This window comes from Rhodanobacter sp. IGA1.0, from assembly GCF_040208325.1.
Taxonomy (GTDB): domain Bacteria; phylum Pseudomonadota; class Gammaproteobacteria; order Xanthomonadales; family Rhodanobacteraceae; genus Rhodanobacter; species Rhodanobacter spathiphylli.
In genome coordinates this window covers 3,002,564-3,016,099 of record NZ_CP157948.1, presented here as the reverse complement: position 1 = coordinate 3,016,099, position 13,536 = coordinate 3,002,564, and the positions used below count along the sequence as shown (strand labels likewise).

General features: G+C 67.4%; 16 protein-coding genes. 6 read left to right on the top strand and 10 right to left on the bottom strand.

Annotation, left to right across the window (positions count from 1 at the left end):
* Window positions 1-14: 14 nt before the first annotated feature.
* The 3 genes from ABNK63_RS13670 to ABNK63_RS13660 all read right to left on the bottom strand — a co-directional run bounded on the left by ABNK63_RS13670 (window position 15) and on the right by ABNK63_RS13660 (window position 2,112).
* A complete protein-coding gene (locus ABNK63_RS13670) occupies window positions 15-383 on the bottom strand; it encodes a response regulator (protein WP_350015934.1) in 369 nt (122 codons plus the stop codon).
* Between the two features lie 76 nt (window positions 384-459).
* On the bottom strand, window positions 460-1,839 hold the full coding sequence (locus ABNK63_RS13665; RefSeq protein WP_350015933.1) for a sodium:proton antiporter: 1,380 nt from the start codon (window positions 1,837-1,839) through the stop codon (window positions 460-462).
* Between the two features lie 84 nt (window positions 1,840-1,923).
* Window positions 1,924-2,112: a hypothetical protein gene (locus ABNK63_RS13660; protein ID WP_007807740.1), complete on the bottom strand. Its 189-nt coding sequence runs from the start codon at window positions 2,110-2,112 to the stop codon at window positions 1,924-1,926.
* A gap of 147 nt (window positions 2,113-2,259) precedes the next feature.
* On the opposite strand from ABNK63_RS13660, the gene ABNK63_RS13655 reads away from it, so the two are divergent.
* Together ABNK63_RS13655 and ABNK63_RS13650 are read left to right on the top strand one after the other, a co-directional pair.
* Complete coding sequence (locus tag ABNK63_RS13655; protein WP_007807742.1) at window positions 2,260-2,451, top strand: hypothetical protein; 192 nt, start codon at window positions 2,260-2,262, stop codon at window positions 2,449-2,451.
* A 140-nt stretch (window positions 2,452-2,591) separates the two neighbouring features.
* Window positions 2,592-2,771 carry a hypothetical protein gene (locus ABNK63_RS13650; protein WP_157582113.1) on the top strand — a complete coding sequence of 60 codons (180 nt, stop codon included), beginning with the start codon at window positions 2,592-2,594 and terminating at the stop codon, window positions 2,769-2,771.
* A 202-nt stretch (window positions 2,772-2,973) separates the two neighbouring features.
* Here the strand turns inward: ABNK63_RS13650 and ABNK63_RS13645 are convergent, their stop codons facing one another.
* From ABNK63_RS13645 to ABNK63_RS13635, 3 genes are all read right to left on the bottom strand, one after another.
* Window positions 2,974-3,882 carry a cation diffusion facilitator family transporter gene (locus tag ABNK63_RS13645; protein WP_350017226.1) on the bottom strand — a complete coding sequence of 303 codons (909 nt, stop codon included), beginning with the start codon at window positions 3,880-3,882 and terminating at the stop codon, window positions 2,974-2,976.
* 57 nt (window positions 3,883-3,939) lie between these two features.
* Complete coding sequence (locus tag ABNK63_RS13640) at window positions 3,940-4,680, bottom strand: DNA-formamidopyrimidine glycosylase family protein (RefSeq protein WP_350015932.1); 741 nt, start codon at window positions 4,678-4,680, stop codon at window positions 3,940-3,942.
* A gap of 323 nt (window positions 4,681-5,003) precedes the next feature.
* Window positions 5,004-5,753: a DUF72 domain-containing protein gene (locus ABNK63_RS13635; RefSeq protein WP_350015931.1), complete on the bottom strand. Its 750-nt coding sequence runs from the start codon at window positions 5,751-5,753 to the stop codon at window positions 5,004-5,006.
* Between the two features lie 235 nt (window positions 5,754-5,988).
* On the opposite strand from ABNK63_RS13635, the gene ABNK63_RS13630 reads away from it, so the two are divergent.
* Window positions 5,989-9,024: a PAS domain S-box protein gene (locus tag ABNK63_RS13630; protein WP_350015930.1), complete on the top strand. Its 3,036-nt coding sequence runs from the start codon at window positions 5,989-5,991 to the stop codon at window positions 9,022-9,024.
* Between the two features lie 79 nt (window positions 9,025-9,103).
* On the opposite strand, the gene ABNK63_RS13625 is transcribed toward ABNK63_RS13630, so the two are convergent.
* A complete protein-coding gene (locus tag ABNK63_RS13625; protein ID WP_350015929.1) occupies window positions 9,104-9,430 on the bottom strand; it encodes a response regulator in 327 nt (108 codons plus the stop codon).
* 238 nt (window positions 9,431-9,668) lie between these two features.
* Entirely contained in the window at window positions 9,669-10,142 is a 474-nt protein-coding gene (locus ABNK63_RS13620) for a hemerythrin domain-containing protein (protein WP_007807754.1), read from the bottom strand.
* A gap of 199 nt (window positions 10,143-10,341) precedes the next feature.
* Here ABNK63_RS13620 and ABNK63_RS13615 point away from each other — a divergent pair, with 199 nt between their 5' ends.
* Window positions 10,342-10,725 (top strand): hypothetical protein, encoded by a 384-nt coding sequence (locus tag ABNK63_RS13615; protein ID WP_040673216.1) that lies wholly within the window; start codon window positions 10,342-10,344, stop codon window positions 10,723-10,725.
* Window positions 10,726-10,994: 269 nt separating this feature from the next.
* On the opposite strand, the gene ABNK63_RS13610 is transcribed toward ABNK63_RS13615, so the two are convergent.
* A complete protein-coding gene (locus ABNK63_RS13610; RefSeq protein ID WP_350015928.1) occupies window positions 10,995-11,234 on the bottom strand; it encodes a hypothetical protein in 240 nt (79 codons plus the stop codon).
* 84 nt (window positions 11,235-11,318) lie between these two features.
* On the opposite strand from ABNK63_RS13610, the gene ABNK63_RS13605 reads away from it, so the two are divergent.
* A complete protein-coding gene (locus tag ABNK63_RS13605) occupies window positions 11,319-11,804 on the top strand; it encodes a YetF domain-containing protein (RefSeq protein WP_007807760.1) in 486 nt (161 codons plus the stop codon).
* Between the two features lie 34 nt (window positions 11,805-11,838).
* Window positions 11,839-12,711, top strand: coding sequence for a YihY/virulence factor BrkB family protein (locus ABNK63_RS13600; RefSeq protein WP_350015927.1), 873 nt, complete (start codon window positions 11,839-11,841; stop codon window positions 12,709-12,711).
* A 117-nt stretch (window positions 12,712-12,828) separates the two neighbouring features.
* Here the strand turns inward: ABNK63_RS13600 and ABNK63_RS13595 are convergent, their stop codons facing one another.
* Complete coding sequence (locus tag ABNK63_RS13595) at window positions 12,829-13,179, bottom strand: VOC family protein (protein ID WP_350017225.1); 351 nt, start codon at window positions 13,177-13,179, stop codon at window positions 12,829-12,831.
* Window positions 13,180-13,536: the final 357 nt, after the last annotated feature.

The window sequence follows — 13,536 nt, the reverse complement described above, 5'->3', positions numbered from 1 at the left end:
GCTCGGCGGCTGCCTCAGAGTTCGCCGGCGCTGGCCTTGGCCACCACCGACAGCAGGGTCTGTCGGCCGTAGGGCTTGGGCAGGAATGTCACGTTCAGCTCGCGCGCCTCGGCGAACGCCTCGCTGTTGGCCGACGTGAGCACGATGGGCATGCGCAGGCCGTCGTCACGCAGGGTGCGGATGAGCGAGGTTCCGGTCTGGCCGCGGCCCAGGTACATGTCCGCCATCAGCACGCTGATGTCCGGCTGCTGCCGTGATATCGCGATGCCGGTAGCAAGGTCGGCAGCCACGATCACCTCGTAGCCGGCGTGATCCAGCAACAGCGCCGTGAGTTCGCGAGTGTCGGCGTCGTCTTCGACCAGAAGAACCCGGTTGGCAAGCATCGAGCTGGCCCCTGTTGTCAAGCTCGCATGAAGATCGCATCGGCAGCGTCGCAGGAAGGTGAATGAGGGCCCGCACTCAGGGCTTGCGCGCGGTGTTCACGGACGTCGAGGCGCTGCGCCGATGCAGGCCGGCCTGTCGCCACGCCATCAGTGGCGGCGTGGTGATGCCATGCAGGACGATGCTCAGCACCACCGTGGTGATCACGAATTCCGCCGCCACCGATGTCGCTGCGGAGCCCAGGCCATGCGTGGCGGCGTAGGCCAGGTAGTTCAGGCTGCCGATGCCGCGGATGCCGAACCACCCGAGCAGCAGGCGTCGCGAGCGGGGGATCTGCGAGCCGATCGTCGCCAGCCAGATCGCCAGCGGTCGCACCACGGCAAACAGCAGCAGCGCCAGCAGCGTGGCGGCGGGGTGCCAGTGGTTGGCGAACGCGGCGCCGAGCAGGAAGACCAGCGCGGCAGCGATCAGCCGCTCAAGCGCGTCGCCGAAGGAGAGCGCATCCGAGACCACCATGCCCATCGACGCGACCGGCTTGCGCGCCTGTTCCGGATTGCGGCGGCGGGGATCGATGAGCACTTCGGCTGGCGGATGGGTTGCCGTGCCGCGCTGGTCGTCCTGGTCGAGGTCCGGGTTCGGGTGGCGCCTGACCACGTGCAGCTCCACGTGGCGCAGGCCGAGCCCGGCGGCGAACGCGGCCAGGAAACCGGAGGCCGACAGCGCCGTGGCCGCGGCATACGACAGCGCCATCAGGGCCAGCGCCAGAAAATCGTTCGGCGTGACATCCGCGCTGGCGGTCTTCATGCGCACGCCGATCCAGCCGATCATCCAGCCCAGTGCGAAACCGATGCCCAGGCCGCCGACCAGCGGCCAGGCGAAGTCAAGGCCCAGCCATCTTCCCAGCGCGGTGGCCGAGCCATGGTCGCCCAGCAACAGCAGGGCCAGCACCACGAAAGGCAGGGCGGTGCCGTCGTTCAGGCCGGCCTCTCCGGACAGCGCGAGGCGCAGGCGATCGCGATCGCTGGCGTCGTCCACCGCGACCATGCTGGCCAGCACCGGATCGGTGGGCGCGAGGATGGCGCCAATCAGCATGGCCAGCGGCCACGACAGCGCGAACAGCCAGTGCGCCACCACGCCAACGCCTGCCACGGTCAGCACCATCGCGGGCAGGGCCAGTCGCGCGGCGGTGCGCCAGGACGGATCGGAAAAGTCCAGGCGCAGCTTCAGCCCGGTCATGAACAACGACACCACCAGCGCGATCTCGGTCAGCCGGGCGATGCCGTGCGCGTGCGCGGTGAGTTCGATGTCCAGCAGCTTCAGGCACCAGGGGCCGGCCACGACGCCGGCAGCGAGATAGAGGCTGAAGGTGGTCACCGGCAGATGCCTGATCCAGCCCGACGCCAGCGACATCAGCAGCAGGAGGAATCCGATGGATGCGGTCCAGCCAAGCAGGTTCATGGAGCGGCCGTTCGAAGGTGTCGCGCGAGCATGTCTTCCCCGCCATGAAATTCGCGGCAAGCGCGGGCGCGGGCGGAGCCGCTGCTACGACAGCGACGCCTTCAACGCCGCCGCGAGCGCGGCATCCCCGTTGAGCAGTTCCCTCCAGCCGAGCGTCATGTCCCTGCGGTGGCCCTTCTCCACCAGTTTCAGACCGGCGGGATCGATGCTCAGCGTGCAACGGCGATCGTCGATCACCCGTTCGCGCCGCAGACGTTTGTTCAGCGGGGTCACCGATGGGTCCTCAGCGCTGATGCCCGGGTTTCGATCCATCCGTGAGGCCGGCCCGGGCGACGGCACTCACGAAGGCATTGCACGAATATCACGCGGGCTGGGCGCGCAAGGGGCGAGGATCGGCAGCACCTCGCACGGGAGCCGATCATGCATCCATACTGTCCCGCCGTGGCCGTGGCCGCCAGCGCATCCGCAGGCGATCCCGAGTACCGGCCACCCGATCCGCCGCCGCCGACCTATCCCGATCCCGGCGAACCCTCGCCGCAGGCCCCGGCCGAGCCCGAAGTGCCGCCGCCCGATCCACCGGCCGATCCGCCGCAACCACCCACCCGCGCGTGATCCCGTCGGGCCGGCGCCATTTTCTTCGGGGTGGCGCGTAGACGGTTGCCTGGCCCCGGGTTTCCCGGCCCGGCAACTTTCCAGGTCCTGCAACTTTCCAGGTCTTGCAACTTCGCAGCCTTGCCACGCAGAGCATCGACATGAAAGCCGAGCCCACCCGCAGCCCTCCGTCCTCATCGGTTCCGCCGGTGCTGGACGGCCATCATCCGCCGGTTCCCGAGCCGCTCGAATGGCAGAAGCACCTGCCCGCTGCGGCGGATGCGGATGCCTCGCGCCGCATCCCGCGGGGGCGCCCGGCCAAGAAGCAGGGCGAACGCTAGACGCGCAGAGCCCGGCCGGTGCGCGGCTCCAGCGGAGCGCGTTGCCCGGGAATCGGGCGGCCGTGCGCCGTCGCGTGTCCCGGCTCACCACCACAGGCTGCCGGCTTCCAGGTCGACGTGCAGCACGCGCCGCGGGAGCCTGGCACGCACGGTCAGGCGACGCGTGGCGCCCGGCGAGAGCGGGACGAACTTCGCCGCTGCTTCACGGGGCCCGGTGCCGGCCTTCGGCCTCGATCATGTGGCGCCGCGCGCGCCAGGTCTCGGCGGTCTGCGGCTTGATGAACAGCGAGACGATTTCGGGGTGGGCCTGCTTGGCCTGCTTCTCGATGCGGTTGATGCAGGCTTCGATCTGCGGCGTGGTCAGGGCGTCCTCGAACTCGGCGCTCAGCGTGGCGACCACCTGGCTCGGTCCCATCTGCACGGTGAGCACGCCGTTGGCGCAACGCACCCCGGCGTCGCCCGCCGCGATGGCGAGAATCGCCTCGCCCACCACCGGATGGGCGGGTTCGCCGATAAGCAGTCCCTTGGTCTCGCGGGCCAGCAGCATCGCCGACAGCGACAGCACGGCGGCGATGCCGATCGAGGCGACGCCGTCCAGCGCGGGCTGATCGAGCAGTTGCGCGCTGACCAGCCCGGCCAGCGCCACCAGCAGGCCCAGCAAGGCCGCGCTGTCTTCCAGCAGCACGGTGAACGTGGTGGGGTCCTTGCTGAGACGAAACGCCTCGAAGTAGCCCAGCCTGCCCTTGCGCGCGCGGAACTCGCGCAGCGCCACCCACCACGAGCTGCCTTCGAACACGAACGACACCGCCAGCACCAGGTAATTCATCAGCGGCCGTGCGACCGGTTCGGGCTGGCGGATGTGCATCACGCCCTCGTAGAACGACACGCCCGCGCCCATCGCCAGCACCAGCAGGGCCACGATGAAACTCCAGAAATACAGCTCCCTGCCATAGCCGAACGGGTGGGTGCGATCCGGTGGCCGCGCCGCGCGGCGCAAGCCGTAGAGGAGCAGCAATTCGTTGACCGTGTCGACCAGTGAATGCACGCCTTCGCTGAGCATCGCCGAGCTGCCGGTGATCCCGGCGGCCACGAACTTGGCGATCGCGATCATCAGGTTGCCGCCCAGGGCGACAAGGACCACCTTGTGCGAACCGGATGCGGCCACCGGTCAGTCGTCCGTGTACAGCTTCTGGCAGCGCGGGCAGAAGAAACTGCGACGATGGGTCTTGCCCAGGTACCCGCGCTGCAGCGGAATGTCGTGGCGCGGGCAACGCCCGCGGTTGTGCACCAGCCAGTGCCTGGCCAGCACGAAAGCCTTTTTCCATGCCAGGAATTCGAACGCGTAGACGCGGGCCTGCTCCACCAGCTGGGCCAGCTTGTACGGCGACAGCGCGCCGATGGTGGAAAGCGGGTGGACGCGGATGCGGAACAGCACCTCGTTCTTGATGATGTTGCCGACGCCGGCGAACACGCTCTGGTCGAGCAGGGCGTCGCATGCCAGGGTGTGCGGCATGGCGCGCAGCTTCGCCCTGGCCAGTTTCGGATCCCATTGTTCCGACATCACGTCGCCGCGCCAGTCGTACAGCTCGTCGAGCCGGCCTTCCAGCAGGCGCACCGAACAGTTGTAGAAGTTCAGCTCGCCCTCGTCGAAACCCAGCCCGAGTCGCGGCGCGATGTCCCGTGCTTCGTCGATGCGGTAGCTGCCGAACATCAGCAGGTGGACGCGCACGTTCAGCTCGCCGGACAGCTCGACGAGGAACTGCTTGCCGAAGCTGCGCAAGGCCAGCACCCGGCGACCGGGCAGGCGCTGCAGGTCGATCTTCGCGTTGCCGGAGGCGCGGCGGATGGTGCGCCCGGCGAAGGCGGCCGCCTGTTCGCGCAGGATGACGATGGAAGGGCCTTCCGGCATCGATGCTTCCGCAGATGGGGGATGGCCATCGTGCAACGGGCAACGAGCACGAAAGGTGAAGCGCCCAGAGCCTGCGAAGAAAATCGCTTCCTGTGGTTTTCTTCCATCGCACGTCCGCTACGTGCCCGGACGTGGTCACGCGAATCAGTCACCTGGGTGACCGATCCGCGGCCGGCCATCGCGCAACTGCTCCTGCGTTGCCTCAACTCGGGCATCGGGCAACTGCTCCCTGCGTTGCCTCAACTCGGGCATCCATGCCCTCGCCATGCCCTCGCCATGCCCTCGCCGTGGCCGGGCTTCGAGGTTGAAAAAATCACAACCTCTCAGCCGAGGTCCGCGGCATCGCCCACGCGCGACCTCAGCTCCAGCGCGTTGGCGACCGCGTGGCCCAGTGCCGTGTTGTCGAAAATGCACCAGTGCCGGCAGGGCTCCGGGTCGGGGCGTCGCAGGCGGCGCTCGATCCGGCGCAGGGCGGCTTCGGAGTACGCGTCGTAATAGATCCGCGGCGAGCCGTGCAGACGGAAATACTGCAGATGGTGGTCGCCCGCCGGCACGGCGGCCCGGGGTTGCCGGGCAGGATCGGCGGCCACCCGCGCGATGCCGCGTTCACGCAACGCACGGCTCACGGCAGGATGGAACCACGACGGATGCCGCGGCTCGCACGCCACCGGACCCGCGTGCAGGCGCCTCAGCTGATCGAGGAAAGGCAGCACTTCCGGCGGCCGGTAGGCGAGGCTCGGCGGCAACTGCAGCAGCAGGCAACCCAGCTTCGTCCCGAGCTCCTCGACCTGAGCCAGGAAGTCCTGCAACGCCGGTTCGGCATGGCGCAGGCGCGCCTCATGGCTGATGGCGCGGGGCATCTTCACCGCGAAGCGGAAGTCCTGCGGCACGCTGGCCGCCCAGCGTCGCCAGGTGGCCGGTCGATGCGGGCGATAGAACGATGAATTGATCTCCACGCAGTTGAAGCGCCGTGCATAGCGTTCGAGATGGCTGCTCCCCTCGGGGAAGCGATCGGCCTGGGCGGCGGGGATCGACCAGCCGGCGCAACCGATCAGCAGTTCGGGTCGACACATCGCGTGGACAATCACGGCAGCATGCTTGGCGGGTGTGGAGGGCAGGCGTTGTTATAGTTGAAGATCGAAGATTGAAGACGCCGCGTGAGAGGGTCGTGAATGCATCCCGCGACGCTTCGAAGCCAGTCCTTCGAATCGGGTCGACAGACAGGACATGGGGGTGGTTCGGATGGCGGGGACGTTTGGCGCGGGAGGTTTCTCCGGATCTTTCCCGGCCTTGCTGGAGGCGATGCCGATGCCGGCCTATCTGTGCGACGGCAACGGCTTGGTGCTCGCCCGCAACGCGAAGGCAGCCCGGCTGTGGGGCGATGCGCTGCAGATCGGCGCCAGTGACCACGCGCTGTGGACCGTCGCCGGGGCCGCGCCGCGTGCGGCACGGCCCGGCGATGCGGCGGATGACATCGACATCGTGCTGCAAAGCGCGACGGGCGAGCAGTTGCGCGCATCCGTGAGCGTCTCCGCCCTGATGGAGGGCGAGCTGCCTTCCGGCGTGCTGCTGAAGTGTTTCCAGCTGGACCGCGCGCGCGACGAGGCGGAGGACTTCTTCGAGAATGGCGCGGTGGGACTGCGCCTGGTGGCGGCGGACGGCACGATCCTGCGTGCGAACCAGGCGGAACTGGATCTGCTGGGCTACCGGCGCGACGAATACGTGGGCCACAAGCTGGGCGAGTTCGACGCCGACGGCGACCGCCTGACGCGGTTGCTGGAACGCATCCGCGGCGGGGAATCGGTGGACCGGTATCCGGCCCGCCTGGTGGGCGGGGACGGTCGCGTGCGGCATGTGCAGATCAGCTCCAGCGGCCGGTTTGTCGATGGCCGGTTAGTCCATTCGCGCTGCTTTACCGTCGACGTGTCCGAGCAGAACCGCTTGAGCCGCGCGATCCGCAAGCGCGAGCAGTTGTCCGGGCAGGTGCTGCAGGCCCTGCCGGTGGCGATCTACACCACCGATGCCGAAGGCAGGCTCACCTTCTTCAACGAGGCGGCGGTCGATCTCGCCGGACGGCGCCCATCGCTGGGCGAGAACTGGGCGGCCTCGTGGAAGCTGCTCGGACCCGACGGCAACCCGCTGCCACGCGAGCAGTACCCGATGGCCATCGCGATCCGCGAGGCGCGGCCGTTGCATGGCGAGATGGTGGTGGCCGAACGGCCCGATGGCAGCCGGGTCACGCTGGCCACTTATCCCACGCCGCTGTTCGATGACGACGGCAGCCTCAGCGGCGGCGTGAACATGCTGCTCGACCTCACCGAGCAGAAGGAGGCCGAGCAGGCCCTGCAGGGGCGCAACGCGCGGCTGGAACAGCGCGTGTCCGAACGCATCCGCGTGGCGGAAGCGACGTCGATGAACCTGCATCGCAGCGAACGCAATTTCGCCCTGCTGGTGAGCAGCGTGATCGACTACGCGATCTACATGCTTGACCCGCAGGGCGTGATCACCAACTGGAACGCCGGGGCCGAACGCATCAAGGGGTACACCGCCGAGGATGTCATCGGCACCCATTTCTCGCGCTTCTATACACCCGAGGACTGCACCGCCGGCATGCCGGCGGCGGCCCTGGAAACCGCGCGCCGTGAAGGGCGCTACAGCGCGGAAGGCTGGCGCGTGCGCAAGGACGGCAGCCGCTTCTGGGCCAGCGTGGTGGTCGATCCGATCCACGATGGCGGCAGGCTGATCGGCTTTGCCAAGATCACCCGCGACGTCACCGAGCGGATGCAGGCCGAGACGGCGCTGGTGGAAAGCGAATACCTGGCCCGCGGCGTGATCGACACCGCGCTGGACGGCTTTGCGCAGCTGGACGAGGGTGGCCTGATCGTCCGCTGGAACCCGCGCGCGGAGACCCTGTTCGGCTGGGAGCGCGAACAGGCCATCGGTCAGCCGCTGTCCGCGCTGGTGGTGTCGGAGCAGGACCGTCAGCGCTTCGAGGACAGCCTGCGCCTGCTGCCGGCGCAGGAAGCTCCGCGCGCCGCGGTGCGGTCGATCGAGATGGTCAGCCGCGACGGCCGCAGGATGCCGGTGGAGATCAGCATCAGCACGCTGTCCCTGCATCAGGGCTACCGCACCAACATCTTCATCCGCGACCTCAGCGAGAAGGTGCTGATCGAGGCACAGCTGCGCCAGGCGCAGAAGATGGAGGCGGTCGGCCAGCTGACCGGCGGGCTTGCCCACGATTTCAACAACCTCCTGCAAGGCATCATCGGCTCGCTCGACCTGATCCAGCTGCGGGTGGATGCGGGCAGGACGGGCGACGTGGCGCGCTTCGTCGACGGTGCGCTGAACTCGGCCAGCCGCGCCGCGGCGATGACCCATCGACTGCTGGCCTTCTCGCGCCGCCAGCCGCTGGACCCGCGACCGCTGCAGGCCAACCCGCTGATGCTGTCGATGGCCGACCTGCTGCAACGCACACTGGGCGAGCAGATCACCCTGGAGTTCGATCTGGCGCCCGACCTGTGGCCGACGCTGTGCGACCCCAACCAGCTCGAAAGCGCCGTGCTCAACCTGTCGATCAATGCGCGCGACGCGATGCCCGGCGGCGGCCGGCTGATCATCCGCTCGCGCAACGTGAACGCCGACGACGTCAAGACGCGCCAGTGGCACGAGGTGAGCAGCGACCGCTACATCTGCATCGAGGTCGTCGACACCGGCGTCGGGATGACCCCCGAGGTGATCGACCACGCGTTCGAGCCGTTCTTCACCACCAAGGCGGTGGGCCAGGGCACGGGCCTGGGACTGTCGATGGTGTACGGCTTTGCGCGGCAGTCGAACGGCTACTGCGACATCCGCAGCACGCCGGGCAAAGGCAGCACCGTGGTGCTGTATCTGCCGTATCACCTGGACGAGCCGGGGCAGGATGCCGAGCGTGCAGCGAGGCACGCGCTGGAGGCGCCCGGCCAGGGCGAGATCGTGCTGGTGGTGGAGGATGAAGAGGTGGTGCGGCACGTGGTGGTCGAGGTGCTGCATCAACTGGGCTACGTGGTGCTGGAGGCCGCTGACGGCGAGGCGGGGCTGGCGGCATTGCGCTCCTGCGAAGATGTCCACCTGCTGATTTCCGACATCGGCCTGCCCGGCATGAATGGCCGGGCCCTGGCCGATGCGTCGCGGGCCCTGCGGCCCGACCTCAAGGTCCTGCTGATGACCGGCTACGCGTCCGATGCTTCGGCATCGGAAGGGTTTGCCGCGGGCATGGAGCTGATCACCAAGCCATTCACCGTCGAGGCGCTGGCCAACCGGCTGCGCCGGATGCTGGGGAATGCCAGGGGCGGGGACTTTTCGTGAGCGCGTGAGCCGCACCGGCGGTCAGCGGTTCGCCGGCGGCTCCAGCCAGCAGGCCAGGCCGGCAAATCAGGCCGGCAAATCAGGCCAGCAGGTCGCGCACGGCGTTGCACAGCGACGCCATGTCCAGTGGCTTCGACATCATCCGGACGCCGGGGAACTCCGCCGCCAGAGCCTGCAGGTCGCCGCCCGACATCACCATGAACGGCACGTTTCGCGCCTGCAGCGCCACCATCACCGGATGCGCGGTCTCGCCACGCAACCCCACGTCGAGCAGGGCTGCATCGAAATCGCCGCTTTCGATGTCACCCAGCGCATCGATGAGCGAGAGGTCGACGAAGACCTCCAGTCCCATGTCGCGCAAGCTGTCTTCCACCACCATGGCAACGACGGGATCGTCCTCGACCACGAGGACCCGCTTTCCCTTTTCGAACGACATCTTTCCTGGCCCCGGTGCTCGTGCAATCCCGGACGAGTGTAAGCCTTCCTGAGGAAAACGGAATGCCGATCACGCCAGCAGAATGGGCGGACCGGCGTGCGCCGCCGCGGTCACCGGATTGCCGCACGGCCCTGGGAAAGCGGGCGGAACGTCGCCAGCGGCCACCACCACGCACCCGTCGGTCCGTCGGGCGCGCCAAGCCAGGGTTTCACCCCCGATCCGACTTCAACTGCTTGACCAGTTCGGCCTTGCGCATCGCCATCTTCTCGCCCAGCGACGCCAGGGTCGCCTTGTCGAGCAACTTCTTCGCGCGGGGGAACATCTCCTTCTCTTCCTCGTCCGCGTGGTGGGTCACCAGTTCCTTGAGCACCTTGGCGCGTCCGGAGAACTTCTCGTTGCCCACGGGCGTGGCCAGCAGGTCGGGCAGCACCAGGTCGCCGGCGGCGCGATGTTCCTCCAACGCCTCGAAATACATCTTGTCATCGTCCGACTGGTTGCCACTGGCCTTGAATGCGGGGTAGAAGATCTCTTCCTCGATGGTGGTGTGGGCCTTCAGCTCCACCCGGATCTTCTCCAGCAGTTCGGTGCGCTTCTTGACGGCGCGGGGCGTGCTTTGCGCCAGTTCCTCGAGCAGTTTTTCCACCGCATCGTGGTCGTTCTTGAGCAGGGTGATCGCGTCCATGGGGAACTCCGGTTGGGGGAGTGGGGACAATGCCCGCGCGCCGGTGAATGGGTCGTGCAAGGTTTGCGCAGACGACGTCACGCCCGGCATGGACGTTCCATTGCAGCCGATGCACGACACGGCCCCTCGACGGAATGCACATGGGGATTTAACCGCGCGGTCGGCACGCTGCGAGCTCCTCCCCAGGCAGAGACGCCCCATGTCAGCTCATGACCGCAAAGACTCCGCACATCCCGACGGCAAGGGCGCTCCGGCCGCGCCGGAAACGCCGGCCATGCGTGCGCAACGCAAGGCCAGGGAAAGCGACAACCAGGACGAGGCGCTGGAAGAGACCTTCCCGGCCAGCGATCCGGTTTCGCCCTTCGTGCCGGCGAAGGTGCCCGAGGTCGAGGCGACGGGCGCCACCGAAGGTCGCGGCATCATCCATGAAGGACGCCGCCATGACCTGGCACAAATCCGCTCCCAGATGGACCCGGACCTGCTGGAGCGGCTGCGGGGCGAGGGCTACAGCGACCAGGAGTTCTTCAACGCCTATCTGATCGCCCACGCCGACAAGTACGGCGAGCGGTTCACGGTCCGCTGAAGCCCGGTCGGCGGCTGTCAGGCCTGCAGGCGCCGGCGCAGCTTCATCGCGTCGAACGGCGCCTTCACCTTGGCGTCGTTGTCGAAGTAGCCATACACGTTGCACACGTCGCGCGACTTCCATGGCCAGACTGCGCATCGGCATTTCCGGCTGGCGTTATGCGCCATGGCGGGGAAGGGAGTTTTCCCCGGTCGGCGATGGGCGATGACGCTACCGCGCCGGCCGTGGTTTGACGGGCGGTGCCGGTGCCGGATCGGGTGGGTCTGTGGTCACCCTTTCTTGATGCAACCGCGTGCAAGGTGCAGCTTTCGACAAGAGAGCGCAGACATGGTCGGCCGCTTGGAAACCACAGGCATGGCGACGGCGACCGCAACGACAACGATGTCGCGAAGAAGGACGCCACCCACCGGAAAGAGCGCGACCGCGAGCTCCGCGAAGACCAGCAGGACATCGACAGTGAGTCCAGCCGCAAGACGGGTGCGGGTTGATCCGTCGATGCCCGCCGGCATCCGCCTCGGCTGTCCCGCCGTGACCATCGCCGCGGGATGCTCGCTCGGGTCCGCACGAATGCGCGGCAAGCCGTGGACAGACCGATGAACATGTCCTTTCTCGCGTTCAGCATGTCGCCCCTGGAGATCCTGGTGCGGGGCAGCCTGATGTACTGGTTCCTGTTCGTGATCTTCCGCTTCGTCTTGCGCCGCAACGCGGGATCGGCCGGGATCGCGGACATCCTGTTCGTGGTGCTGCTGGGCGACGCGGCGCAGAACGCCATGATCGGCGACGGCCAGACGGTGGCCGACGGCGCGACCCTGATCGCCACCCTGGTCTGCTGGAACTATCTGCTGGATTACCTGGGCTGCCGTTACGCGCTGATCTCGCGGCTGACCGATGCGCCGCCGGTGCTCATGATCCGCCACGGTCGCCTGCAGCGCGGCAACATGCGCCGGGAAAACCTCACCGAGCAGGAGATCGACGCCCAGTTGCGGCTGTCCGACGTCGAGCGGCTCGACGAGGTCAGGGCGATGTACCTGGAAAGCGACGGCTCCTTCAGCGTGCTGAAGAAGAAGCGGTCCTCGTAGACGTGCCGCCAACGATCAACCACCGGGGAAGTCCATGCAGCTGTCGCGACTGGCCAGCATCCTGCGCAAGACGATCGGAGGGATCGGCGACGATGCGCTGCTGACCCGCGCGGCGGCCATCGCGTTCTACTCTGCGTTGTCGTTCGCGCCGCTGATCGTGTTGCTGCTGTGGCTGCTGGCCGCGTTGCGGCCGGAGTGGCAGCAACAGCTGACCGACGGGCTGGCCGGGATACTGGGCGAAAAGGCCGCCGGCGCGATCACCCTGGTGCTGCAGAACGCGAAGTCCAGGCCGACGCTCGGCAACGTCGCCGGGGTGGTTAGCCTGCTGATCACGCTGTTCAGTGCCTCGGTGGTTTTCGCCCAGCTGCAGGGCGCGCTCAACGTCATCTGGGATGTCCAGGCCAGGCCCGGCAAGGCCATCACCGCCTGGCTGTGGGCGCGCGCCCGGGCGATCGCGCTGCTGGTCGGCGTCACCTTCCTGCTGATCGTGTCGTTCGTGGTCAGCACGCTGATCCGCTTCTTCGTGCCGGTGGATTCGTGGATCTGGAGCATCGCCGAGCAGGTGATTTCGCTGCTGGTGTTCATCGCGGCGTTCGGCGCGATGTATCGCGTCCTGCCCGATGCGCGCATCGCGTGGGCGGATGCCTGGCGCGGCGCCTTGCTGACCACCGTGCTGTTCATCGCCGGCAAGTACGCGATCGACCTGTACATCCGCCACGCCAGCGTGGGCGGCGCCTACGGACCGGCGGGCGCGCTGGTGGTGCTGCTCACCTGGGTCTACTACGCCTCGACCATCGTGCTGATGGGCGCCGAACTCACCCACGGTCTGTCCGCCGCCCGCGGCGAAAAGGCGCCACCAGAACAGCAGGCGGAACGTTCGAGCGACAAGGAAATGCGCAGCGGCTGATCCGCCGATTCCGACGGATGCGCATATCAACCGGTGGGCTTCGGGCAAGCGCAACCGGGAAGATGCACTGGAAAGGCCGTCCAGGGGTTCCGCTGGCCCTGGATGTCCGATGAAGGGCTATTGATGCTGAAGGACATTGACGAGCCTGCCAAACGGGTCGCGAACGTAGAAACGGCGCACGCCCCAGGGCTCGTCTGCCGGACCGTACTCCACGGAGATGCCAAGTTCCTTCGCTCTTTCCAGTGCGGCAGACAGATCATCAACCTCGATGGACAGGTCGGGGACCGAGGTGCCCGATCCGCCCTCCGAAGCCACGCTGACCTGCAGTGTCATCTTTTCATCGGAGCCGAAAGTCCTGATCCAGCCGTGATCCATCAGCGTGTCGAGGCCAAGGAACTTCCCGTAGAACACGTTGGCCTTGTTCAATTCCGTGCTGGCGATGTTGGTGACAATCCGACGAACCTTCACTGTGCCTCCAAAGTGTCCAGTGTGCGTGAACAATTGAGTCAAGCGACGCCGGTACGGCATCCGCTCGAACGAGAAGAAAGCGACTTGCTGCCCTTTCGGCCCCGACGGCCATGATGGTGTTGCAACGCCAGCGTCAACGGAAGAGGCAGTCTCCACGAGCACTATAACCATCGGCGTGGAGCGGGCGAAGAGCGTGTTTTCGGCGTGCGAGATAGACGCGCAGGACAATCCCATGCATCGGCAGGCCGGCATGGCCTGAGCTGCGTGCCTTCGCCACACCGTTTCGTTCCACGTCCGCGCCACGCGGCAACCACGGGTCGGACCCGCCCGGAGCGAACCCGACTGGCATTCTGGACG

Bases quoted from the DNA above. Each gene is read 5' to 3' on its own strand.
- ABNK63_RS13640 (WP_350015932.1), bottom strand. From the start codon at position 4,680: ATGCCGGAAGGCCCTTCCATCGTCATCCTGCGCGAACAGGCGGCCGCC.
- ABNK63_RS13635 (WP_350015931.1), bottom strand. From the start codon at position 5,753: ATGTGTCGACCCGAACTGCTGATCGGTTGCGCCGGCTGGTCGATCCCC.
- ABNK63_RS13670 (WP_350015934.1), bottom strand. From the start codon at position 383: ATGCTTGCCAACCGGGTTCTTCTGGTCGAAGACGACGCCGACACTCGC.
- ABNK63_RS13620 (WP_007807754.1), bottom strand. From the start codon at position 10,142: ATGGACGCGATCACCCTGCTCAAGAACGACCACGATGCGGTGGAAAAA.
- ABNK63_RS13615 (WP_040673216.1), top strand. From the start codon at position 10,342: ATGTCAGCTCATGACCGCAAAGACTCCGCACATCCCGACGGCAAGGGC.
- ABNK63_RS13630 (WP_350015930.1), top strand. From the start codon at position 5,989: ATGCCGGCCTATCTGTGCGACGGCAACGGCTTGGTGCTCGCCCGCAAC.
- ABNK63_RS13600 (WP_350015927.1), top strand. From the start codon at position 11,839: ATGCAGCTGTCGCGACTGGCCAGCATCCTGCGCAAGACGATCGGAGGG.
- ABNK63_RS13665 (WP_350015933.1), bottom strand. From the start codon at position 1,839: ATGAACCTGCTTGGCTGGACCGCATCCATCGGATTCCTCCTGCTGCTG.
- ABNK63_RS13645 (WP_350017226.1), bottom strand. From the start codon at position 3,882: ATGATCGCGATCGCCAAGTTCGTGGCCGCCGGGATCACCGGCAGCTCG.
- ABNK63_RS13650 (WP_157582113.1), top strand. From the start codon at position 2,592: ATGAAAGCCGAGCCCACCCGCAGCCCTCCGTCCTCATCGGTTCCGCCG.
- ABNK63_RS13610 (WP_350015928.1), bottom strand. From the start codon at position 11,234: ATGCCGGCGGGCATCGACGGATCAACCCGCACCCGTCTTGCGGCTGGA.
- ABNK63_RS13655 (WP_007807742.1), top strand. From the start codon at position 2,260: ATGCATCCATACTGTCCCGCCGTGGCCGTGGCCGCCAGCGCATCCGCA.
- ABNK63_RS13605 (WP_007807760.1), top strand. From the start codon at position 11,319: ATGAACATGTCCTTTCTCGCGTTCAGCATGTCGCCCCTGGAGATCCTG.